Source organism: Rhizobium sp. SU303, from assembly GCF_021052345.1.
GTDB classification, from domain to species: Bacteria; Pseudomonadota; Alphaproteobacteria; order Rhizobiales; family Rhizobiaceae; genus Rhizobium; species Rhizobium laguerreae.
Genome location: NZ_CP088096.1, coordinates 820,566 through 843,781 on the forward strand (window position 1 = coordinate 820,566; position 23,216 = coordinate 843,781).

The 23,216-nt window shown below is 61.2% G+C and carries 15 protein-coding genes and 1 pseudogene; 10 read left to right on the plus strand and 6 right to left on the minus strand.

Annotated elements, in window-relative coordinates; all coding sequences use genetic code 11:
• Window positions 1-3 precede the first annotated feature (3 nt).
• Together RlegSU303_RS28460 and RlegSU303_RS28465 are read right to left on the minus strand one after the other, a co-directional pair.
• Window positions 4-1,041, minus strand: coding sequence for a LacI family DNA-binding transcriptional regulator (locus RlegSU303_RS28460; protein WP_017956718.1), 1,038 nt, complete (start codon window positions 1,039-1,041; stop codon window positions 4-6).
• Between the two features lie 114 nt (window positions 1,042-1,155).
• The gene (locus RlegSU303_RS28465) at window positions 1,156-1,788 is read right to left on the minus strand and encodes a TetR/AcrR family transcriptional regulator (protein WP_131718981.1); all 633 of its coding nucleotides are present in this window, start codon (window positions 1,786-1,788) and stop codon (window positions 1,156-1,158) included.
• Between the two features lie 111 nt (window positions 1,789-1,899).
• Here RlegSU303_RS28465 and RlegSU303_RS28470 point away from each other — a divergent pair, with 111 nt between their 5' ends.
• From RlegSU303_RS28470 to corA, 7 genes and pseudogenes are all read left to right on the plus strand, one after another.
• Window positions 1,900-2,973, plus strand: coding sequence for an efflux RND transporter periplasmic adaptor subunit (locus tag RlegSU303_RS28470; protein WP_017956716.1), 1,074 nt, complete (start codon window positions 1,900-1,902; stop codon window positions 2,971-2,973).
• Window positions 2,970-4,055 carry an efflux RND transporter periplasmic adaptor subunit gene (locus tag RlegSU303_RS28475; protein ID WP_131620179.1) on the plus strand — a complete coding sequence of 362 codons (1,086 nt, stop codon included), beginning with the start codon at window positions 2,970-2,972 and terminating at the stop codon, window positions 4,053-4,055. The genes RlegSU303_RS28470 and RlegSU303_RS28475 overlap by 4 nt, the downstream gene beginning before the upstream one ends.
• A complete protein-coding gene (locus RlegSU303_RS28480) occupies window positions 4,052-7,126 on the plus strand; it encodes an efflux RND transporter permease subunit (protein ID WP_017956714.1) in 3,075 nt (1,024 codons plus the stop codon). The genes RlegSU303_RS28475 and RlegSU303_RS28480 overlap by 4 nt, the downstream gene beginning before the upstream one ends.
• A 265-nt stretch (window positions 7,127-7,391) precedes the next feature.
• The gene (locus RlegSU303_RS28485; RefSeq protein WP_231283904.1) at window positions 7,392-8,477 is read left to right on the plus strand and encodes an alpha/beta hydrolase; all 1,086 of its coding nucleotides are present in this window, start codon (window positions 7,392-7,394) and stop codon (window positions 8,475-8,477) included.
• A 10-nt stretch (window positions 8,478-8,487) separates the two neighbouring features.
• A pseudogene (locus tag RlegSU303_RS28490) lies at window positions 8,488-8,637 on the plus strand (nitrate reductase); the annotation flags it as partial.
• A gap of 246 nt (window positions 8,638-8,883) precedes the next feature.
• Entirely contained in the window at window positions 8,884-9,594 is a 711-nt protein-coding gene (locus RlegSU303_RS28495) for a DUF4272 domain-containing protein (RefSeq protein WP_131620178.1), read from the plus strand.
• A 166-nt stretch (window positions 9,595-9,760) separates the two neighbouring features.
• A complete protein-coding gene (gene corA, locus RlegSU303_RS28500; protein WP_017956710.1) occupies window positions 9,761-10,804 on the plus strand; it encodes a magnesium/cobalt transporter CorA in 1,044 nt (347 codons plus the stop codon).
• Between the two features lie 50 nt (window positions 10,805-10,854).
• Here the strand turns inward: corA and RlegSU303_RS28505 are convergent, their stop codons facing one another.
• The 3 genes from RlegSU303_RS28505 to RlegSU303_RS28515 all read right to left on the minus strand — a co-directional run bounded on the left by RlegSU303_RS28505 (window position 10,855) and on the right by RlegSU303_RS28515 (window position 12,869).
• A complete protein-coding gene (locus RlegSU303_RS28505; RefSeq protein ID WP_017956709.1) occupies window positions 10,855-11,625 on the minus strand; it encodes an aminoglycoside phosphotransferase family protein in 771 nt (256 codons plus the stop codon).
• Window positions 11,622-12,527: an MBL fold metallo-hydrolase gene (locus RlegSU303_RS28510; RefSeq protein ID WP_017956708.1), complete on the minus strand. Its 906-nt coding sequence runs from the start codon at window positions 12,525-12,527 to the stop codon at window positions 11,622-11,624. The genes RlegSU303_RS28505 and RlegSU303_RS28510 overlap by 4 nt, the downstream gene beginning before the upstream one ends.
• Window positions 12,528-12,671: 144 nt before the next feature.
• Complete coding sequence (locus RlegSU303_RS28515; protein ID WP_017956707.1) at window positions 12,672-12,869, minus strand: hypothetical protein; 198 nt, start codon at window positions 12,867-12,869, stop codon at window positions 12,672-12,674.
• Between RlegSU303_RS28515 and RlegSU303_RS28520 the strand changes: the two genes are divergently transcribed.
• The 3 genes from RlegSU303_RS28520 to glgB are packed head-to-tail and all read left to right on the plus strand — an operon-like array spanning window position 12,863 to window position 21,576.
• Window positions 12,863-16,087: an alpha-1,4-glucan--maltose-1-phosphate maltosyltransferase gene (locus tag RlegSU303_RS28520; RefSeq protein ID WP_131718980.1), complete on the plus strand. Its 3,225-nt coding sequence runs from the start codon at window positions 12,863-12,865 to the stop codon at window positions 16,085-16,087. The genes RlegSU303_RS28515 and RlegSU303_RS28520 overlap by 7 nt on opposite strands.
• A complete protein-coding gene (gene treS / locus RlegSU303_RS28525) occupies window positions 16,088-19,369 on the plus strand; it encodes a maltose alpha-D-glucosyltransferase (protein WP_017956705.1) in 3,282 nt (1,093 codons plus the stop codon).
• Entirely contained in the window at window positions 19,366-21,576 is a 2,211-nt protein-coding gene (gene glgB / locus RlegSU303_RS28530; protein WP_131620175.1) for a 1,4-alpha-glucan branching protein GlgB, read from the plus strand. Before treS ends, glgB begins: the two co-directional genes overlap by 4 nt.
• A 7-nt stretch (window positions 21,577-21,583) precedes the next feature.
• Here glgB and RlegSU303_RS28535 read toward each other — a convergent pair whose 3' ends face one another.
• Window positions 21,584-23,212 (minus strand): thiamine pyrophosphate-dependent enzyme, encoded by a 1,629-nt coding sequence (locus tag RlegSU303_RS28535; protein WP_017956703.1) that lies wholly within the window; start codon window positions 23,210-23,212, stop codon window positions 21,584-21,586.
• Between the last annotated feature and the right edge of the window lie 4 nt (window positions 23,213-23,216).

A 23,216-nucleotide genomic window follows, 5' to 3' on the forward strand; every position in this document is an offset into this window, starting at 1 on the left:
CATCTAACGCGGCGGCGCGATGCTGCCGCGCAGGACGAGGTGGCATCCGAGTTCCAGGCGATGAGCCGGCCGCTGCGGATCGTTGGCGATCAGCCTCTGTTCGATGAGCGCCAAAGCGGCAGCGCCGAGCCGGTCTGTGGGAACGCTGATCGTCGAGAGCGGCGGACGGCTGAACTCGCCGGGGACGATATCGTCGAACCCCAGCACGGATATCGCTTCGGGCACGCGGATGTCGCGATCGGCCAATGCCTTCAGGCAGCCGAGCGCCAGATTGTCGGCGGCGCAGAAGACGGCGGTCGCTCCTTTCACCGTGGGATCGCGGTCGAGCAGCGCGTTGATCGCAGCCTCGCCGTGCCTAGGCTCATATCCCTCGGCCTCGACGATCATATCGTCCGGCACGGGAAGCTGGGCGGCAAGATAGGCATCGGAAAAGCCGTCATACCGGCGCTGGATCGTCGTGCGCCCCTTCCAGGTCAGGTGCAGGATGCGGCGATGTCCGAGCGCCAGCAGGTGCTCGATGCCGAGCCTCGCGCCGAAGCGGTTTTCGGGGGTGACTGTATCGACCAGCATGGCCGGATCTTCGCCGTTGACGATGACGACAGGCATATCAGGGGAGGCGAGGCTGCGGATAAGTTCCGGCTGATCGTCATTCAGGACCACGATGCCGTCGGCACGTTCCGAGAGCGCGATCTGCCTGACCTGAGCGCCGTCGATGCGCCGGCCGGTGCTGACGAAAGGCACGATCCTGATGCCGCGACGTTCGCACTCCCTACGAAGACCGTTGAGGATCGTCCAACTCACCAGATTGAGATCGCTCTCCGGTGCTGCATCGTCGGGAATCGCAAGAAGCAGGACGCGCAAGGCCGCAATCGTCGCCTTCTTCCTCCGGCGATCGAGGTAACCAAGGCGTTTGGCTGAATCCAGAACCCTTTCGCGCACCTCGATCGTCAACGGTGCGGTTCCGTTGAGCGCGTGCGAGGCCGTGCTCAGCGACACGTCCGCGTCGCGCGCGACATCCTTGAGATTGACTTTGCGTTCCACTTTTTCCGTCGCGAATTGAGGTCGTGCCTTCGAAGCCACAGCTAACTCAATGTTTTCACATAAAAACTTTAGAAAAGCTACGTGCCTGGCGCGGTATTTTTCGTCATTCGGCGATCAGTGAGGTTTGGCAAGCAGGCCATTGAGCAGCAGGTCGAAATAGGCCCGCAGGAAGGCCTCTTTGTTTGGAGTGGGCACGCGGCGGTCGTCGAATATCAGCCGCAGAACTGTCGTCGTCAGGATGGGCGCGACCACGATGTCGGAGAATTCCACCGGAACTTCGCGAAACTCCCCTGACGCCACACCCTCCAGAATGAGAGAGTCGACCTTGGTGATGATCGGCTCAATGAACTGGTCGTGGTGGCGGTCGATCAGGTCGGGGAACCGGTGTCCTTCGGCAATAACCAGCCGCGTCAGTTCGCGGGTCGTGCGATCCTCGGCGATTTGTTCGTAGAGCAGGCCGAGAATGGAAATCAGCCGGTCGGTGGCGCTGCCGCTGAGGTTCTCGGTGATCCCCAGCAGTTCCTGAAACGGCACGGAAAAATGGTTGATCATGGCTTCGAAAAGCTTCTCCTTCGTCTCGAAGTAGACATACACCGTACCCTTGGTGACGCCGACTCTGTCGGCAATGTCTTCGACTCTCGTACCTGTGAAACCGCATCTCACGAATTCTTCGAAGGCGGCATGGAGAATCTGGATGGGCCGCAGCGACTTCTGTTCGGCGCGTGTGAGCTTCTTCTGGGCTGTCATTTTCTGATCCTCCAACCTGCTGCGTGCGCTCTCTCCCTGCGACGCAAAGTTTCATTGACTAATCGGTCAGTCAATTATATAGCAGCTGCCGTTGAGAGCAAGAGGTCAACTATGAGAACCATTCTGGTCGCCACAGCGATCGTATGCGCCATGGGTCTGGGATCATGCAGCGATGAGAGCAGACCGGCTGGGCCAACCCCACGAGAGGTCGGCGTCGTCGTCGCCAAGGCTGAGCCGCTGGCTCAGGGCGGCGCGGTCACAGGAGAAGTGCGGGCGCGTGTTCAGACCGATCTGTCCTTCCGCGTCAGCGGCAAGATCATCGAGCGGCTGGTGGAAGTCGGACAGTTCGTGAAGGCGGGGCAGCTCCTGGCGCGGATCGATCCGGAAGAGCAGAAGGCCGAGCTGGATGTGGCGGCAGCCAATCTTCAGTCGGCTGAGGCGCAGCAGACCCAGGCGCAGCTCGCATACGACCGCCAGCAGAGCCTGTTTCGGACGCAGGTGACGACGCGTGCAGCACTCGACCAGGCGCAGGAGGCGCTTCTGACCGCGCAGGCATCGACGAAGTCGGCCCAGGCGCTGTTGGAAACCGCTCAGGATACCTTGTCTTACACAGAGCTGAAGGCGGATGCCGACGGGGTGATCACCGCCCGCAATGCTGAGGTCGGGCAGGTGGCGCAGGCCGCTCAGGTCGTCTTCACGCTTGCCCATGACGGCGACCGCGATGCTGTCTTTGAGGTGGTCGAAAGTGCGTTCCTGCGCCCGATCGACGGCGATGGCACAGTGGCCCTTCTATCTGACCCGACGCAGAAGATCGCGGCGAAGGTTCGCGAGATTTCGCCGACGATCGATTCCTCCACCGGAACCATCAAGGTCAAGGTCGCGATATCGAGCGACACTCCGATGCCTCTCGGCGCTCCCGTCGTCGGAAGATTCAATTACGTCTCCCAGGACGTCATCCAGCTTCCCTGGTCCGCCATGACATCCAAGGACGGCAAGCCGGCCGTCTGGATCGTAGATCCCGCATCGTCTGCGGTTTCGGTTCGGGCGGTGGATATCTCCGGCTATGAGACCGGCAGCTTCATCGTCAAGTCGGGCGTATCGCAAGGAGAGGTCGTGGTGGCAGACGGAACCAAGTTCCTCAGGCCGGGTGAAATCGTGTCTTATGTCAAGGAAGCTTCCAAGTGAGTATTCGTCTCAACATAGTCGCTCTGATGATGGGTACGGCCCTGATCTCCTCCTGCGCGCCGCAGGAGGAAAGCAAGGAGGAAGCGCCCCGTCCCGTGCTGTCGATGACAGTCAAGCCGACGTCGGCCTCAAGTTTGAGCCTCACCGGCACGATCGAGCCGACGATCAAGACCGAACTCGGGTTCCGGATTCTCGGGCGGATGATCGCCCGCAACGTCAATGTCGGCGATCTTGTCAAGAAGGATGACGTCGTTGCCGCCATCGATCCTCTGGCGCTGGAGCTTGCCGTGCGCAACGCGCAGTCCGACGTCGAAAACAGCGACGCCCAACTCAGGAATGCGGTGACCACGGAGCAGCGCCAGCGCGCGCTGCTGGAATCGCGATCCGGCACCGAAGCCTCGCTCGAAGAGGCTGAACAGGCAAGGCGGACGGCGGCGGCCGCCGTCGCCAAGGCGCAGGCCAACCTCGACAAGGCCAAAGAGCAACTTGGTTACGCGCAGCTTCGGGCGGAGTTCGACGGGGTGGTGACGGCGACCTCGGCCGAGGTCGGGCAGGTGGTGTCGGCCGGTCAGACGGTCGTGACCATCGCCCGGCCGGACAAGCGCGACGCCGTGGTCGACGTGCCCCAGGCCGCCGCCCAGAAACTGAAGATCGGCGCGCCCTTCGAGGTGACGCTGCAGCTCGATCCGGCCATCCGCACGTCCGGGATCGTGCGTGAAATAGCACCGGAGGCGGAGACCTCTACCCGCACGAGCAGGACCAAGATCGCGCTCAGCAATCCGCCCGAAGCCTTCAGGCTCGGCTCGGTCATCACAGCCTCGGCAACCATTGCCGCGGATCCTGAGATCGTGCTGCCTTCCTCGGCAATCCTTGCCGGCAGCGACGGCCCGAGTGTCTGGATCGTCGATGCGCCTGCCGGAAAGGTATCGCTTCGCCGCGTGAAGATCGATGGCGACGTCGAAGACGGTGGCAGCGTCCGCGTCACCGAGGGGCTCGCCCCCGGAGAAAGGGTCGTCGTGGCAGGCGTGCATAAACTTGAAGATGGCCAGGCCATCAGGATCGACCAGGAGATCAGCCAGTGAAGTCCTTCAACCTTTCCGACTGGGCGCTCGAACACCGTTCGCTCGTCTGGTACTTCATGATCGTCTTCATTCTCGCAGGCGCCTTCTCCTACGTGAAGCTCGGCCGCGAGGAAGACCCGAACTTCACGATCAAGACGATGGTAATCACCGCCCAGTGGCCCGGCGCCTCCGCCGAAGAAGTGACGCGGCAGGTGACCGACAGGATCGAGAAGAAGCTCCAGGAACTGGAATCGCTGGACTATACCAAGAGCGAGACCGTTGCCGGCCAGACGACCGTCTTCGTCGAGCTGCTGCCGACGACCAAGGCAAAGGATGTCGCGCCGACCTGGCTGCGCATCCGCAACATGATCGCCGACATCAAGGGTGATTTCCCGACCGGCGTCGTCGGTCCTTTCTTCAACGATCGCTTTGGCGACGTGTTCGGAAACATCTACGCCTTCACCAGCGACGGCCTTACCCAGCGGCAGCTTCGCGATCTCGTGGAAAACGCCCGCTCCGAGGTCTTGACCGTGCCCAACGTCGGCAAGGTCGATGTGGTCGGCGCCCAGGACGAGGCGATCTATCTGGAATTCTCCACGCGCCAGATCGCAGCACTCGGGATCGACCAGCAGTCGGTCATCCAGACCCTGCAGGCGCAGAATGCCGTCACGCAATCCGGCTTCGTCGACGCCGGGCCGGAGCGCATTGCATTGCGGGTGAGTGGACAATTCACGTCCGAGGAAAGTCTGAGATCGATCAATCTTCGGATAAACGACCGCTTCTTTCCGCTGACCGACGTCGCCACGATTAAACGCGGCTACGTGGATCCGCCGTCGGCGTTGTTCCGGTTCAACGGCCAGCCTGCGATCGGGCTTGCAATCGGAATGAAGCAGGGCGCCAATCTTCTGGAGTTCGGCGAGGGGCTCGACGCGCAGATGAAGCGTGTCGTCGCCGACCTCCCGATCGGCGTGGATGTCCACCGCGTTTCCGATCAGCCGGCCGTTGTCGACGAAGCGGTGTCCGGATTTACCCGCGCGCTCTTCGAAGCGATCGTCATCGTGCTGATCATCAGCTTCATCAGCCTTGGTCTTCGCGCCGGCATGGTGGTGGCGATCTCCATTCCGCTCGTGCTCGCCATCACCTTTGTGGTGATGGAGTATTCCGGCATTTCGCTTCAGCGCATCTCGCTCGGAGCGTTGATCATCGCACTCGGGCTGCTTGTCGACGACGCCATGATCGCTGTCGAGATGATGGTGGCCCGCCTGGAGGCGGGCGACGATCTCAGGAAGGCCGCCACCCATGTTTACACGTCGACCGCCTTTCCGATGCTGACGGGAACGCTCGTCACCGTAGCGGGCTTCATTCCGGTTGGTCTCAACAACAGCGCTGCCGGTGAATTCACCTTCACGCTTTTCGTCGTCATCGCGGTTTCGCTGATCGTCTCCTGGGTGGTGGCGGTGCTGTTCACGCCGCTTCTCGGCGTCACGATCCTGCCGAAGACGATGAAATCGCATCACGAGAAGAAGGGCCGCTTCGCCTCGGTCTTCTCCTGGCTCCTGGGCCTGGCGATGCGCTGGCGCTGGGTCACCATCATTCTGACGGTCGGCGTTTTCGGGCTTTCGATTGGCGGCATGGGGCTGGTGCAGCAGCAGTTCTTTCCCAGCTCGGACAGGACTGAGCTCATTATCGACTGGAACCTCCCCCACAACAGTTCGATCGCTGAAACCAACAGGCAGATGGCGAGATTCGAAAAAGAGATGCTGGCCGACAACAAGGATATCGATCATTGGACGACCTATGTCGGCCAGGGCGCCCCGCGCTTCATCCTGTCCTTCGACGTGCAGACGCCCAACGTGTCGTTTGGACAGACGATCATCGTCACCAAGGGGCTCGACGTGCGCGACAAGGTGCGAACAGAGCTGCAGGACTATCTGACGAAAACCTTCCCCGGCACCGACGCCTTCGTGAAACTTCTCGACATCGGTCCGCCCGTCGGCAAGCCGGTCCAGTACCGGGTCAGCGGCCCTGATATTCAAAAGGTCCGCGATCTCTCCCAGAAATTTGCCGGCGTCATCGGATCGCATCCGCTTCTGGCGAACATGGTCCTGGACTGGAACGAGCCGTCTCGTGTGGTGAAGGTCGATGTGCTGCAGGACAAGGCGCGCCAGCTCGGCGTATCCTCCGAAGACATCGCCACCGCCCTCAACGGCATCGTCGAAGGCTCGACGGCCACCCAGGTTCGAGACGACATCTACCTGGTCAACGTCATCGGCCGCGCCAGGGCATCCGAGCGCGATTCCATCCAGACGCTGCAGAATCTTCAGCTCTCCACCTCCAACGGCAAGGTCGTGCCGCTCTCTGCCGTGGCGAATTTCCGCTACGAGCTCGAGCAGCCGACCATCTGGCGTCGCGACAGGCAACCCACCATAACGGTCAAGGCGGCCGTCGTCGGTCCGACGCAACCGGCCACGGTCGTCGAACAGCTCAAGCCGAAGGTCGAAGAATTCCAGAAAGGCCTTCCGGTGGGATACGAGGTGGAAGTGGGCGGGGCGGTCGAATCCAGCGCCGACTCACAGGGGCCGATCGTGGCTGTGGCTCCGCTGATGCTGTTTGCGATGGCGACGATCCTGATGATTCAGCTGCAAAGCTTCAGCCGCCTGTTCCTGGTGTTCGCCGTCGCGCCGACGGCCCTGATCGGCGTCGTCGCGGCCCTGCTCCTCAGCAACGCCCCCATGGGCTTCGTCGCGATCCTGGGCGTGCTCGCGCTCATCGGCATTCTGATCCGCAACTCTGTCATCCTGGTTGTCCAGATCGAGCATCTCCGCAGTGAAGGAATGGCGGCCTGGCAAGCGGTCATCGAGGCCACCGAACACCGCATGCGGCCGATCATGCTGACGGCCGCGGCCGCCACGCTGGCGCTGATCCCGATCTCGCGCGAGATCTTCTGGGGGCCGATGGCCTACGCCATGATGGGCGGCATCGTCGTCGGAACCGCACTCACCCTGCTGTTCCTGCCTGCGCTCTACGTCGCGTGGTTCAGGATTCCGAGGGACGAAGGCGTTCGGGCCGAAGCCGCGGCGGCAGAGGTATGACGCAGTCTTCGACGGCCATCGCCCACGGCCGCCGCGGCGGCCGCTGCAACACGGGCCGCGATAAAATGTGTGGGGTGGCGCAGGCGATGCCATCCCACGCGGGAACGAGAACGACATGCCGCATGACGAGATTGGCGCGCCCGAGAGCCTTGATCCCAGGGGAAATTTATCGATGACGGAACGATATTCTCCGGAGCCCTCGAAGGCAGATCACCGAGAGCTCCTGAAGACCGGGCCGGCCATCATTGCCGCGATCGGCCTGGCGATGCTCGCAGGCTGTGCGACGAGACCATCGCCGGACGTATTGAAGCCAGTTCATCTGAGTCAACCGACTCATGCCGAAAAGACCCCGGTCAGCGTGAACGTGCTCGTAGCGACCAACAGAACCCCCGATAGCATACGGGGCGGGTTCGGGAGCGCCTGGGCTGACAATCTTACCTACGAGCAATATGCGTTTTCGGTCCCGCCCGGCCGGAAGGACACCGCGATCACATATCCGACATCGAGACCGGATCCCGAACGCCAATTTGCTGTCATCAGGCGCAAGCAGCTTGCAAAGGACGCCTTCGTAGAGGAGGCGCTCCGCTCTACGCAGTCCGACGGCACTGTCGGCATCTTCGTGCATGGCTATAACTATAGCTATCAGGAGGCGCTGTTTCGCACCGCGCAGATTGCCGCGGACGCCGACATTCCGGGTTCTCCGGTTCTGTTTTCGTGGCCTTCGGCCGCTGCCGTCGCCGGCTATGTCGCCGACCGCGATGCGGCTCTCTCCTCGCGCAGCGACCTCGACTCGCTTGTCGCCGCGCTCTCGGCTTCAGGAAAGGTGAAACGCATCATCCTTTTCGGACACAGCATGGGCGGATTCCTGGTCATGGAGACTGTGCGCCAGCTCAAACTACAGCATCGCGACGAGGTCATCGGCAAACTGGCGGTGATCCTCGCCGCCCCTGACATCGACGTCGATGTTTTCCGGTCCCAGCTGAAGGATATCGGTCGGATGCCGATCCCCATATCTCTTCTCGTTTCGAAGGACGACCGGGCGCTGGTGGCCTCGAGCTTCATAGCGGGAGAGCGGGCGCGTGTCGGACGCCTCGATATCGACGATCCCGTCATCAGGGAGGCTGCCTTGAAGGAAAGGCTTCGGGTCATCGACATCACGTCGATCCAGGCATCCGACGGGCTGGGGCATGACCGCTACGCATCGCTCGCCAAGTTCGGAGCGCAGCTTGCCTCCTTCGAAAGCGGAAGGCGTTCGACCGCCGGAGATGTTGGCGCCTATGTTTTCGATGCCGCCGGCGCCGCAGTCGCAAGTCCGTTTCGTCTGGCCGGCCGTGTCGTTGGCTCGCAATGATGAGAGCTGGGCGCTGTTCTCCTCGATCCTGCCGACCTTCACCGCCATCCTGCCGGACTGGTGGGGCACCTGCGGCTGGTTCTTCGGCGTCGCCATCGGCGGGGCGATCTATTTCGTGTTGAGAATGGGCGCGCGGCGCAATCCAGCCTTCGCGTCCTGACCGAATGAAAAGCGCCTGGCAATCGCCGGGCGCCTTTCTGTCTCGGGGTTTCCTGTCGCCGCCCGTTTCAGCGGCGAGCGGCAACCGCATGGACGGCTGCACGCGAAAAAAATTTAACGATTTGTCCCAGATGTAAAAACGCCGTTTACCAGTTTTCCTGAAAATCGCCGCCGCCTTCGTGCTGAGCCTCCCGCTGATTGAGGAAAATCCCTATCGATGCGGCATCAGGAATGATGGGAGCCAGAAATGATGAAGCGCATATTTTCCGCCCTTCTCGCATTGATCCTTCCGATGCATGCAGCCGTTTCGCAACCCGCCGACGAAGCAGGGGCACGCAAAGCTCGGTCTATCGCCCAGCTTCAATCGGAAGGGGTGCCGACCATCGATCATCTGCCGACCATCGAGCCCGAGAGCGAGAGCACCCGCCGAAATACAAAGGCTGTCGTTCAGCGCACGATTGCGCTTGCGATCGTCGCCGTGAAAGGCGAGACCGGCGACCACGAAATGGGTCAGGCTCTCATCCAGCAGTTCGACGCGACAAGCTTTTTTACCCCGAAAGAACGGGCGTTCATGGAGGATCCCGATCCCACGGATCAGGACCGGACGAACTTCGCCTGGCGCTATGAGGGCGTGCACGTCATGTTGTGGGCGCTCGGGATCAGCTCCGATCTTAAACGTCCCGACCATATTTGCGACGTGTCATTCATTGCGAACACGCTGCGCGAACTGGGGACGGACGGGCTGATGCGTCGCGCCAAGCTTCGTCCGCAGAAAGAACTCCTGGACGCCGCCGACCTCATTTACCGCTACGATTGGGCCGCCGTGAATGCGCAGCTGAAGGGAGAGGAGCCACCTGCGGGATTGGATAAGGGCGTGGTCTACGAACGGCATTACGCCCTCAACTGGCTGATTGGCTACATGGACCAGGATTGGGACGATATTTCCACGGACACATGACGCTGCCCGGCGCCTGGCCACAATGAAGGCGGCTGGTCATACCCGGCACCGATCCAGTGATGCATGTTTTACGAAATAGCATTATGATCGGCTGAGCGCCTGACCGGCGAAGGGAATGGCTCCGCGGATATATGATCCCGTGCGGCCATGGAGAGGATAGCTCGATTTGGAACGGCTGAAGGATCTGAACGGTATTTCCGCGCTGGCAGACGGGGGTTCCACATCGCCTCCGTATGAACGGCCCGGCGTCGTGGCCGCCGCCGTTTATCAGCATGGGCAACGCATTCGCGACATCAGGATAGAGGAGGCCGGCGAATGGCGAAGCCGGGAGAATGCCGTCGTCTGGATCGGCCTGCACGAGCCTGATGAAGTGCTGCTGCATCAGGTCCAGGCCGAGTTCAACCTCCATGCCTTGGCGATCGAGGATGCGGCGCAGCCCCACCAGCGCCCGAAACTGGAAATTTACGGCGACGCGATGTTCATCGTCGCCCGGACCGCCCATATGAAGGATGACGAAATCGTCTTCGGCGAAACGCATTTGTTCGTCGGTCGCGGTTATGTCGTTTCCGTCCGCCACGGGGATTCGTCCTCCTATCTGGCGGTGCGTCAGCGATGCGAGGCCACGCCGGCAGCACTTGCCCACGGCGAGAACTATATTCTCTATTCCATCCTCGATTTCATCGTCGACAACTACATGCCTGTCATCGAGGTCGTGCAGGAGGAGGTCGAGAAGCTCGAGGATCTGGTGCTGCGCGAACAGCTGGAAAAGTCCGACATCGAACGGCTTTACCTGTTGCGGCGCAAGCTGCTGCGGCTGCGCAATGCTGTGGTGCCGCTGGTAGACGTCTGCCGGCGATACGAGCACATCGATCTTCCCGGCATGGATCCCACACTCCAGTCGCTGTTTCGCGACGTGACCGATCACGTCCGCCGGGTTCAGGAAGATATCGATGCACTGCGCGAGGTCCTCGCCTTCGCCTTCGAGGCCAGCGTGATGATCGGCCAGACGGAGCAGACGGCGATCGCTCGCAAGCTCGCCGCCTGGGCGGCAATCCTCGCCGTTCCCACCGCGATTGCCGGAATCTACGGGATGAATTTCAACGATATGCCGGAGCTGAAATTCCAGTACGGCTATTTCGTCGTGCTAGGCGTCATCGTCACCTTGTGCCTGGGCCTCTTCACTTTCTTCCGTCGGAAGAAGTGGCTCTAAATATGTGATGCAGGGGGTATGCGGCAGACATTCGGCTTGGCGATGGTACGTCAGCACAACGCCTTCAGCAGCCGGTCCCGATTGCTGCGAACGTAGTCCATATCGCTGAGATACAGCCGGGCGTCTCCGGCAACCACGTCCTCCATGAACGTCTCATCTCCGGCGCCCGCACTTGCCAGCATGAAATCGACGAGCGCCTGCAGCCGTCTGCAGATCATCTCAGGCAGCTGGAGCCGGTCTTCCATCGTCGCCCCATATGCCGTGCAAAACATTTCCGCGCGATGCAGCTGTTCGTCGATGCCGAAGGTCACATGAGGATTGGCGGGATCGGAAAGCGGCGCCCAGCGGTAGACCGAATAGGCCAGATCCCATAGGCGCGGTGCGGGATGGGCGGTATCGAAATCGATAATCCCGACAGCCTCATGGTCTGCCGTCGCGACATTGTAGGGCGCGTAGTCGCCGTGGCATATGATCTCGCGCGGCTCCTGTGGCGGCAGCATCCATGTCTTGATCTCGTGATCCGATTCCAGAAACCCCTGAGATGCCGAATGAAAATCGCGCAGAAGCCTGGCTGCGGAAAGCAGCATGCGTTCCGATCCGACAAACTTGTCGCTCAAGTCTTCGCAGACGCGCCCGCTGACATAGCTGACGACTTCCTGGTTCTCGGTTATCTCGATAGGATCCGGCGCTCCCAGAAAGCCTCTGCTCCTGAGATGGCGCAAAAACCGGTGCACCGTCGGCGTCCATGCGCCCGAAGGCCTGATCACGGTATTGCCGTCCTGCCAGATCTGCCCGGTTCGTCCGCCCTCCAACAGTTTCACGTTCCGGCCTCCAGACGTTCTTTATGCGAATTCAGTTTTTCGATATGGGCCTGAACCGTGGCGCCAAGGTTTGTCTCATGGCAGTTCCGGTAGAACGCCACGACGTCGGAAGGCATTCCGTCGGGGATGGGGACGAAGTCTTCAAGCCGCAGGCCGCTTGAACTGCCCAGTTGCGGATCCGCCAGCTGGCTCTCGCTCAAACTGCCGACACGATCGGCCAGGGCTTGGAAATAGGCGAGGTTGTCATCCACCGCCGAAGGAGAGTGCGTCCGGCCATGCGCCGGGATGACCAGTCTTGCATTGAGGTCGCGTATCCGCTCGAGCGAGGAACGGATCAAGCGCAGGTCGCCGGCATTTTTGCTCCAGACTTCGGGGATGGGGTATTCTACCGCGTCGACGGCCAGGCAGATGCGAAGTTCGGGAATCCATACGGCGATATGGTCGGGCGTGTGTCCCGGCGTATGAATGAGTTCCAGCGTCAGATCGCCGCCGTTGAGGGTCATCGAGCCGGAGAAGGTAATATCGGGACCGATGAGGTCGACGTTCCGAAACCTCGAATCCTGGCTTGCCTTGTGCCTCAGGACTTCCCGTGCGGAAGGGTCGTGTAAACGGTCGAGCGTGGCGGCATGCGCGATAATCGGAGCGCGCCCAGCAATGGCGGCATTCCCCCAGAAATGATCCCAATCCATATGCGAATTGATGACGATCAGCGGACGAGCGTTCGTCTGTTCCCCGAGCAGGTCCAGCGCCGTCAGGCACAGTTCGGGCGTTCCGAGCGTATCGATCAGGACATTGAACCTTTCGGTCCGGACGAACACGGCATCAACTTCGTCTCCCGCCCTGACGATCGCGATTCGATCATCGAGTCCGGGGTATGAACACAATTCCACCGATGGATCCACGCCTGGCCGCCTCTATTGCAATCGCAGTGATTTCATTCGGATACATCAAGTCTCGTTCGGGCGCCTGATCTTTCAGAACGGTGCGGGGCGGCGACGGGGCTTCCGTCGGCAGCCAAATGGGTCATCGTCCCAGAAAGCGCAAGACTATTCAATTACGTCGCGAACCTTCAAGGTCCGTCTGCGCAGTTCAAGGCTTTTGACGCGCGTATCGAGCGCGTTCCATCGGTCCTCGCCGGTGCGGCCGGCGATGTCTGGCGCAACCTGAATTGAAACTTTCGGTGGAACAACGTCCGGCAACAGAAGTTTGCCTTCAAACCAAACTCGAGCGGCGGCCGATGTCATTCTCTCCAAACCAGGGTGTGTTGAGCACCCCACCCCGGATCTATTATGTCAATCCACTCCTTCTTCAGGGTATCGACGCGTGGCGCGAGGTATTCGACCACGCGGCGGATACCGGTTTCGACCGTGTGCTGACGGCACCTCTGTTCGATAGGGGCGGGGAGCGCAGCATCTTTGCCTCCCAGGATCTGAATCGCCTTGATCCTCAACTGTCGCTCGGAAGCGCAATCGAGGATGGGGTGGGACGCTTGGCGGAGGCCGCCCGCAAGAGCGGCATCGCCTTGATGATGGACCTGATGCTCGACGGCAAGGCCCGGAATTCCGAGGCGGGCTTTCGCCCCGTCGATCCGAGACGCTCACCATTGGATCCGGAAGAGCCGATGATCGCGATGGAGGCGGAGTCTCGATCCCGGCTGTTAGAAGAGTGGACAGAACGGTTGCAAGAACTTGCCGGTCTAGGCCTCTCTGGCTACCGGGTGCTCGGGATCGATCGCATTGCGCCGGCGGCTTTCAAATCGCTGATTTCGGCGGTGCGCGAGAAGGCGGACGCGCAATTCTTCGCCTGGACGCCCGGCACTGATTTTGGGGCGAGGAGCGCGGTCAAGAATACGGGCTTTGATGGATGTTTTTCATCGATGGCCTGGTGGGATTTTGACGAGAGATGGTTCATCGAAGAACACCGCGTCCAGAAGCAGCTAGGCTGGCAGATCGCTTTTCCGGAGCCGCCATTCGCCAGGCGGATCGCGCACGGAACCGAGAGCCGCGAAATCGTTGAACGGCGCGCCATAAGGGCGCTGCGCCTAGCTGCCTCGCTCGGCGGCGGCCTGATGGTCCCGATGGGCTTCGAATATGGCGCAGCCGCGCCGCTCGATCCGACCCATGGGAATGGAACGGGTTTGCGGGGACTGCGGCATGACCTTGCTTTCGATATCTCCTCCGAAATTCGCCTTGCGAACACCGAGGTCGGCAAGGCTCCCCCTGCGCTTGCCTCATCGCTTCGGCTCATCCGCAACGCCAATGGACCTGTCTCAGCGCTGCTGCAATCGGCGGCGGAAGATCTTCGCAGCGCCGAGAATGTGCGGTTCATCCTGCTCAACAGGGACCTTCGGAAAAGTGCGCTCGCTCCAGTGACCGCACTGCGTGAAGCGGCCTCCGGTTTTCTTCCCGCCGCAGCCGACGGCACCGCTCTGAGGCTGCGGGCAGGGGAGGCCCTGGTGGTCGAAGGCAAGGCGCCGGCGCCGATCACATCGCGGTCGATCCTCGACGTCGCGCAGGCGATAGCATCACCGCGGCTCACCATCGAAAACATCACGCCGCGGGTCGATGACGGACGCTTTCCCGTCAAGCGGGTGGTCGGCGACATCGTCACAGTGGAGGCGGATATATTCGCCGACGGCCACGACCCGATCGCCGCGGTCCTGCTCTGGCGGCCGCTCGATGCGGCGGACTGGAACGAGACGGAGATGCAATTGGTCGAGAATGACCGCTGGCGCACCGAATTCCTATTAGAACGGGTCGGGCGCTATGAATTTGCCGTCGAGGCATGGAAGAACCCGTTTGCGATTTTTCGCTACGAACTGACGAAGAAGAACGATGCCAGGCTGGATCTGAAGCTTGAACTCCAGGAGGGGATAAAGCTCGTCCGTTCGGCCGAGATGCATGCAGGTGACACGCTCCGCGCCGAATTAAAGGCGCTGCTCGCCAATCTCGAGAGCGCCTCAGATGCCGAGCGAACGGCGATCCTGCTCGATGCCGGAACATCTGAATTGATGAACAAGGCGGACAGGCGGCCGTTTCGGCTTCGCTCGACGGCAAGCGCCGTCGATGCCGAACGCAAGGAGGCTGCCTTTGCCAGCTGGTACCAGATCTTCCCGCGATCGCAGAGCGGCGATCCGAACCGACACGGCACCTTCGACGACGTCATCCCGAGGTTGCCCGCCATCCGTGACATGGGCTTCGACGTGCTCTATTTCCCTCCCATTCATCCGATCGGTTCGACCAACCGGAAAGGCCGCAACAACAGCCTGAAAGCAGGGCCAGATGACCCCGGGAGCCCCTATGCCATCGGCTCCGAGGAGGGCGGCCATGATGCCATCCACCCCGAGCTCGGCGAGTTCGAGGATTTCCGCCGGCTGGTGGAGGAGGCAAGCCGGCACGGTCTGGAGATCGCTCTCGACCTGGCGATCCAGGCGTCGCCGGATCACCCCTGGCTGAAGGAGCATCCCGGCTGGTTCGACTGGCGTCCCGACGGCACGATCAAATACGCCGAAAACCCGCCGAAGAAATACGAGGACATAGTCAACGTCGATTTCTACACAAAAGATGCGCTGCCTTCACTATGGGTGGAGCTCAGGGATATCGTCCAGCTTTGGGTGGACCAGGGCGTCAAGCTGTTTCGCGTCGACAATCCGCACACAAAGCCCTTTCCGTTCTGGGAATGGCTGATCGGCGATATCAGGGCCCGTCATCCCGATGTGATCTTCCTGTCGGAGGCCTTCACCAAGCCGAAGGTGATGTACCGCTTGGCGAAGATCGGCTTCTCCCAGTCCTACACCTATTTCACCTGGCGCAATGCCAAGTGGGAACTTGAGCAATATTTGCGGGAACTGACAGAGACGGCGCCGAAGGAATTCTTCCGCCCGCATTTCTTCGTCAACACGCATGATATCAATCCGGATTTCCTGCAGAACGCCCCGCGCCCGGCCTTCCTGATCCGCGCAGCACTTGCTGCCACGCTTTCCGGATTGTGGGGCGTCTATAACGGCTTCGAACTTTGCGAAGGGCGTCCCGATGCCAAGCGCAAGGAATATGCCGACAGCGAGAAGTATGAGATCCGCGCCTGGGACTACGACCGCCCGGGCAATATCATCGCCGAGATCAGGATGCTCAACCGCATCCGGAACGAAAATCTTGCCCTGCATTCGCATCTCGGGCTGACGCTGCTAAACGCCTCGAACGACAACATTTTGTTCTTCGAGAAGGCGAGCCGCGCCCGCGACAATGTTTTGTTGATCGCCATCAGTCTCGATCCACACAACTTTCAGGAAAGCGACGTCGAGCTGCCGCTCTGGAAGTGGTCGCTCGGAGACGGTGGAGCGCTCGACGCGGAAGATCTGGTCGCTGGGCATCGGTTCAGATGGAATGGCAAGTGGCAGAGAGTGAGCTTCAACCCTCAGATCCTGCCCTTTGCGATCTGGCGCGTTCGCGCAGCGGAGGCATGAATGGACACGTTGAATCCTGATGGTTTGACCCAGCCGCTCTGGTACAAAGACGCTATCATCTACCAGCTGCACATCAAGTCGTTCTACGACGCCAATGGTGACGGGGTCGGCGATTTCGCCGGCCTGCACCAGAAGCTCGATCATATCGCAGCCCTCGGCGTCAACGCCATCTGGCTGCTGCCCTTCTTTCCCTCACCGCGCCGGGACGACGGTTACGACATTGCCGATTATGGCAATGTGAGCCCCGACTACGGAACGATGGAGGATTTCCGGGCTTTCGTCGACGCCGCCCATCAGCGCAATATCCGCGTCATCATCGAGCTCGTCATCAACCACACCTCCGACCAGCATCCCTGGTTCCAGCGCGCGCGCCACGCCCCGGTGGGGTCGCCGGAGCGCGACTTCTATGTCTGGTCGGACAGCGACCAGAAATTTCCTGAAACCCGCATCATCTTCCTCGACACGGAAAAATCCAACTGGACGTGGGATGCGGTTGCCGGCGCCTATTATTGGCACCGCTTCTATTCCCACCAGCCCGATCTTAATTTCGACAGTCCTCTTGTCATGGAGGAACTGCTGAAGGTGATGCGCTTCTGGCTGGAAACCGGTATCGACGGGTTCCGTCTCGACGCCATTCCCTACCTTGTCGAGCGCGAGGGAACGATCAACGAAAATCTTCCCGAGACCCATGCGATCCTCAAACGGATCCGCGCCGCCCTCGACGCCACTCATCCCGGCGTGATGCTGCTTGCCGAGGCCAATCAATGGCCAGAGGACACGCGCGAATATTTCGGTGAGGGCGACGAATGCCATATGGCCTTCCACTTCCCGCTGATGCCACGCATGTATATGGCGATCGCCAAGGAAGATCGGTTCCCGATTACCGACATCCTGCGCCAGACGCCCGAAATCCCCGAGAATTGCCAATGGGCGATCTTCCTGCGCAATCACGACGAGCTGACCCTCGAAATGGTGACCGACGCCGAGCGGGATTATCTCTGGGAGACCTATGCATCCGACAAACGCGCCCGCATCAACCTCGGCATCAGGCGGCGCCTGGCGCCGCTGATGGAGCGCGACCGCCGGCGCATCGAACTGATGAACGCGCTTCTGCTCTCGATGCCCGGAACACCTGTCATCTATTACGGCGACGAGATCGGCATGGGCGACAACATTTATCTCGGCGACCGCGACGGGGTGCGGACGCCGATGCAATGGTCGCCGGACCGCAATGGCGGCTTCTCCCGCACGGACCCGGCTCGTCTCGTCCTCCCGCTGATTGCCGATCCGCTATACGGTTACGAGGCGGTCAACGTCGAGGCCCAAAGCACCGATGCCCATTCTCTGCTCAACTGGACGCGCAAGATGCTGGCGCTGCGCGGCAGGCATCCGGCCTTCGGGCGCGGCTCGTTGCGGTTCCTCTCGCCTGAGAACCGAAAGATTCTCGCTTATCTGAGGGAATATGACGGCGAGACGCTGATGTGCGTCGCAAACCTTTCCCGGCTGCCTCAGGCAGTGGAGCTCGACCTCTCCGCCTTCGAGGGCCGCGTGCCTATCGAGCTCACGGGCATGTCGCCCTTTCCACCGATCGGGCAACTGACCTATCTCCTGACGCTGCCGCCCTATGGCTTTTTCTGGTTTCAGCTGGAGGCTGATGCCGATCCGCCGGCATGGCGCACCGCGCCGCCGGAACAGCTTTCCGATTTCGCGACGATGGTCCTCCGCCGCGGCCTGCTCGATGTCGTCGACGAGCCCGCGCACATGCGCGTTCTCAGCAACGAGATCCTGCCCGCTTATCTCGCCAGGCGTCGCTGGTTCGGAGCGAAGGATCAGCCGCTTCAGGCGGCGCGGTTGATCTCGGCCACTCCGATCCCCTATGCCGACGGCGTCGTTCTCGGCGAATTGGAGGTAGAGCTGCCCGATCACAGCGAATCCTACCAGCTGCCGTTGACGGTTGCCTGGGACGATGCGCAACCCTCGGCTCTCGCCCAGCAGCTTGCGCTCGGGCGGGTTCGCCAGGGCAGGCGGGTCGGCTTCCTCACGGACGCGTTTGCCGTTGAGCCGATGGCCCGCGGCGTCCTGCGCGGGCTTGCCGACCGCTCGCGCATCACGGGGCGTACCGGCACCCTCGAATTTCTCGGCACGGAACGGCTCGACCGTCTCCAGGTCACCGACGATATGTCGGTCCATTGGCTCTCGGCCGAACAGTCCAACAGTTCGCTGATCGTGGGCGACGTCGCGATGATCAAGCTGATCAGGCATATTTTCCCCGGCGTTCATCCGGAGGTCGAAATGACACGGTATCTGACCCGCGCCGGCTACGACCATACTGCACCGCTTCTCGGCGAGGTGGCGCATACCGACTCCAGCGGGCGCCGATCGACCTTGATTATCGTTCAAGGTGCGATCCGCAATCAGGGCGACGCCTGGAACTGGATGTTGAGCAATCTGCGCCGCGCAGCCGACGAGCTCGTGATGAACGATCCGGCGGTCGAACCTGGCGACGACGTCTTCCAGTCGCTGATCAGCTTCGTTGCAATGGTGGGACGGAGGCTCGGCGAATTGCATGTTGTCCTCGCGGGGGAGAGCGCGGACGAGGCTTTCAGTCCCCTTATCGCCGGCGACGGCGAGGTCGAGGCGATCAAGAAGGCGGTGGCGGGCGAAATCGCCTATGCCATGTCGAAGCTTGCCGAACGCGAGGAAAATGCCGATCCCGCGGTCGATCTGCTCGCTCGCCCGCTTTTGGAGCGCCGCGCCGAACTCGTCGAGCTTGGCGCAAGCCTGGCGGAGAACACTCGCGGCACGTTGATGACGCGTACGCATGGCGATTTTCATCTTGGCCAGATTCTGGTCAGCGAAGGCGATGCCGTCATCATCGACTTCGAAGGAGAGCCCGCGAAAAATCTCGCCGAGCGCCGAGCCAAGACCGTTCCGCTCCGCGACGTCGCCGGGCTTTTAAGATCGCTGAACTATCTCGTCGCCACCGCGCAGCTCGACAATGACGCGGTTACCGAACACGAGAATGAGGTGCGACGGGACGCCATCGCCCGCTTCGGGCGCGGTGCCGAGGAAGCCTTTCTCAATGCCTATTGGCAGGAGGTCTCCGCATCGAAGGCGCTCGCTATGCCGCCCGACCAACGACGGAGGGTCCTCGATGCCTTTCTTCTCGAAAAGGCTGCCTATGAAATCGCCTATGAAGCGCGCAACAGGCCGAAGTGGTTGCCGATTCCGCTCGCCGGTCTTACCGAAATCGCATCGCGCTTAGCGGGGGTAACGGCATGAATGTTGAACGCATGGAATTTCTCGCAGGCATTGGACAGGATGCGCTTTGGGCTCTGATAGACGGCCGCCACGGCGATCCCTTTTCGATCCTCGGCCCTCACGAAAGCGGCGGCATGACGATCGTGCGGGTATACTTGCCTGGCGCCGAAGCGGTCGATCTCATCGATGCGACGAGTGGCCGGGTGGTGACGCCGTTCAGTATCGCCCACCCGTCCGGCCTGTTTGCCGCGGCGGCCGCCTCGAGGACGGGATACCGGCTGCGGATCACATGGCCGGATGCAGTCCAAATCACCGAGGACCCCTACAGCTTCGGTCCGCTGCTCGGAGAGCTCGACCTCCATCTGATATCGGAGGGCACTCACTATAGTCTGAGCCGGACGCTCGGCGCGGTGGCGATGTCGATCGACGGTGTATCGGGCGTTCGCTTCGCCGTGTGGGCTCCAAATGCGCGCCGCGTCTCGGTCGTCGGCGACTTCAACGCCTGGGATGGTCGACGAAACCCGATGCGGCTGAGACAGTCGGCGGGCGTCTGGGAGCTGTTTATCCCCCGGCTGGCTCCCGGCGAAAGATACAAGTTCGAGATCATCGATGCGCAGGGGACCTGCTTGCCGCAGAAGGCCGATCCGGTGGCGAGGGCAAGTGAGGCCGCTCCGTCCACCGCCTCGATCGTCGCATCGTCGACGCCGTTCCGATGGACTGATGACGGCTGGATGAAGGGCCGGTCCCGACAAGACAGGCTGGAGGGTGCGTTCTCCGTCTATGAGGTACACGCCGGCTCCTGGCTTCGCGATCAAAAAGACGGCAACAGGTCGCTCGACTGGGTGGAACTCAGCCAGCGGCTGGTTCCCTATGTCAGCGACATGGGCTTTACCCATATCGAGCTGCTTCCGATCATGGAGCATCCGTTCGGCGGGTCCTGGGGCTATCAGCCGCTCGGTCTGTTCGCTCCCACTGGCCGATATGGGACGCCTGAGGACTTCGCCTATTTTATCGACCGGTGCCATGGCGCCGGGCTAGGCGTCATCCTCGATTGGGTGCCGGCCCATTTTCCCACTGACGTCTGGGGACTTGCCCGCTTCGACGGCAGCGCGCTCTACGAGCACGAAGATCCGCGTGAAGGCTTTCACCGCGACTGGAACACGCTGATCTACAATCTCGGCCGCAACGAGGTAAAGGGGTTTCTGATCGCCAGCGCGCTGGAGTGGCTGGAGCGCTACCATATCGACGGCTTGCGGGTCGATGCCGTTGCCTCGATGCTCTACCGCGACTATAGCCGCAACGAGGGCGAATGGATTCCCAACCAATATGGCGGCCGGGAAAATCTGGAAGCCGTCGAATTCTTCAAGCACCTGAACAGCATCGTTCATGAGCGCTGCCCGCACGCGGTGACCATCGCCGAGGAATCGACAGCTTGGCCCGGGGTGACGAAGCCGCCGGAGCAAGGGGGCCTGGGCTTCGACATCAAATGGAATATGGGCTGGATGCATGACAGCTTGAGCTACATCGAGAAGGACCCGATTTACCGGAGCTATGCCCACGGCACGATGACCTTCGGCATGATCTACGCCTATTCCGAACGCTTCATTCTGCCGATTTCACATGACGAAGTCGTCTACGGAAAGGGCTCGCTGCTGACGAAGATGCCGGGCGACGAATGGCAGAAATTCGCCAATCTGCGCAGCTATCTCGCCTTCATGTGGGGCCATCCCGGCAAGAAGCTTTTGTTCATGGGGAGCGAAATCGCCCAGCCTGGCGAGTGGAACCATGATGGTTCGGTAAGCTGGGATGTGCTGGACCGGCCTCAGCATGTGGGGATTCAGCGGCTGGTGAAGGATCTGAACGGCCTTTACGCGGACGAGCCGGCATTGCAGTTTGGCGACTTTCATCCCGAGGGCTTCGAATGGGCGGCAGCCGACGACGCCACCAACTCCGTCCTCGGCATGCTCCGTTATACGCCCGATCGGGCTTCGTCGGTTCTGGTCATGTCGAACTTCACGCCGGTGCCGCGTTACGGCTACAGGATCGGCGTGCCGCAGGACGGGGTGTGGATCGAGCGGATGACGACGGATGCGCGGGAATATGGCGGCTCGGGCCTTGTCAATGGCGCCGTGTCGAGCGAGCCCATTCCCGCCCACGGCAGGCCCGTCTCCCTGTCGCTGACGCTGCCGCCGCTGGCGACGATCTTTCTCAAGGGACCGTCATTTTGATCGGGTTTCATTCGGTGTGCGGAGCCGGATGAATGAAAGGCCAAGGGCTCGCCTCGGATCCCTTCTCGATGGGAACCTCGATGAGAACAGGTTCGTCGAGAGATAGGGCTTTCTCGATCGCGTCTTTCAATTCGCCAGGGCTCGTCACCTTGAATGCTCGAATGCCGAAGCTCTCGCCAAGCGCGACAAAGTCTGGATTGGTCAGCTCCGAGCCAAGATAGCGGCCTTTATACGCCTGCTTCTGGTCACGCAGTACGTTGCCATAGGCCGAATTGTTGAAGACGATGGCGATGACATTGATCTTATGCTGGACGGCGGTAGCGAGTTCCTGAACCCCGAACATGAAGCCGCCATCGCCGGAAACAGAAATAACGGCCTTGTCGGGATTGGCGACTTTCACGCCCAAGGCCGTGTTGAAGCCGAAACCAAGATTGTCCTGATAGCCGCATGTGACGTACTGACGAGGGGCGTAGACCGGGAATGCAAATCGGGCGGTAAAGCCCATCTGGCAGATTTCCTCGACGAAGAAGCCGTCCCTTGGCAGGGCTTCGCGAATGGCATCGAGATAGACGAGCTGCGGCTGCACTGCCGAGAAGCGAGACCTTGCCTCTTCGTTGAGCTCGGCAAATTCGCGCGTGCGATCTTCACGGCCCAGCCCGGCAAGCGCATCAATGAGGGCCTGTGTTCCGGCCTTGGCATCCGAGACGATGCCGACATCAGGCTTGAGACGGACCATCTCGGTTGGATCGATATCGATGCGGATCACCTTGAGATCCTTGGGAAGCCACTTCCATCGCATGAACTGCAATTCCAGCCGGCTGCCGATCCCGATGACGACGTCCGTCTTCCGCCAATATTCATAGGCCGCGACGAAATTCAGGTAGTTGGGGTGGTCGTCGGCGACGATGCCCTTGCCGGAGCGATGGGACGTGACGGGCGACTGCAGCAATTCCGCAAGAGCGGCGATTTCCGCTCCAGCATCCACCGCGCCGCCACCAACCATGATCATCGGGTTGCTGGCACCTGATATCAGTGCCGCCGCGGCAGCGACCTGATCAGGGTTGACGGCCGGATGAGGTGCTCTCGTGCCGACCGGCAGATCGGTTTCTGGGCCGAATTGCCCGAACACGTCCCATGGCGCTTCGACCGCTCCTGGACCCTGGCGGCCGGAGAGCATTTTGGCGACGACCTCGGCCGTGACAGGACCGGTTTCGGACTGGTGATTGATCCGCTCCGCCGTTTTCGTAATCCCGCGCATCGTCGCGAGCTGATCCGGCAGTTCGTGCAACTGTCCTCTGCCTTGACCGATCAGGTGGGACATGATGTTGCCGGTGATGCACAGCACCGGGGCATTGGCGCCGTAAGCGGTGCAGAGCGCCGCGCCGGAATTGAGGACGCCTGGGCCTGGAACGACGGTATAGGCGCCGATCTGGCCGGTGGACTTGGCATAGCCATAGGCCATGTAACCGGCGCCCTGCTCGTGTCTGGTGTGAATGAACCGAATTTTGTCACCGGCACCGTAGAGGGCATCGTTAAAATCATACATGTGGGCGCCGGGGATGCCGAATACGGTGTCGATCCCATGGGCGACGAGTGAACGGGTCATCGCCTGACCGGTCGTTTCTTTCCTGCTCATCCGG

Coding starts and splice junctions, on each gene's coding strand:
- RlegSU303_RS28465 (WP_131718981.1), bottom strand. CDS start 1,788: ATGACAGCCCAGAAGAAGCTCACACGCGCCGAACAGAAGTCGCTGCGG.
- RlegSU303_RS28470 (WP_017956716.1), top strand. CDS start 1,900: ATGAGAACCATTCTGGTCGCCACAGCGATCGTATGCGCCATGGGTCTG.
- RlegSU303_RS28485 (WP_231283904.1), top strand. CDS start 7,392: ATGCTCGCAGGCTGTGCGACGAGACCATCGCCGGACGTATTGAAGCCA.
- RlegSU303_RS28495 (WP_131620178.1), top strand. CDS start 8,884: ATGATGAAGCGCATATTTTCCGCCCTTCTCGCATTGATCCTTCCGATG.
- RlegSU303_RS28520 (WP_131718980.1), top strand. CDS start 12,863: ATGTCATTCTCTCCAAACCAGGGTGTGTTGAGCACCCCACCCCGGATC.
- RlegSU303_RS28515 (WP_017956707.1), bottom strand. CDS start 12,869: ATGACATCGGCCGCCGCTCGAGTTTGGTTTGAAGGCAAACTTCTGTTG.
- treS (WP_017956705.1), top strand. CDS start 16,088: ATGGACACGTTGAATCCTGATGGTTTGACCCAGCCGCTCTGGTACAAA.
- glgB (WP_131620175.1), top strand. CDS start 19,366: ATGAATGTTGAACGCATGGAATTTCTCGCAGGCATTGGACAGGATGCG.
- RlegSU303_RS28535 (WP_017956703.1), bottom strand. CDS start 23,212: ATGAGCAGGAAAGAAACGACCGGTCAGGCGATGACCCGTTCACTCGTC.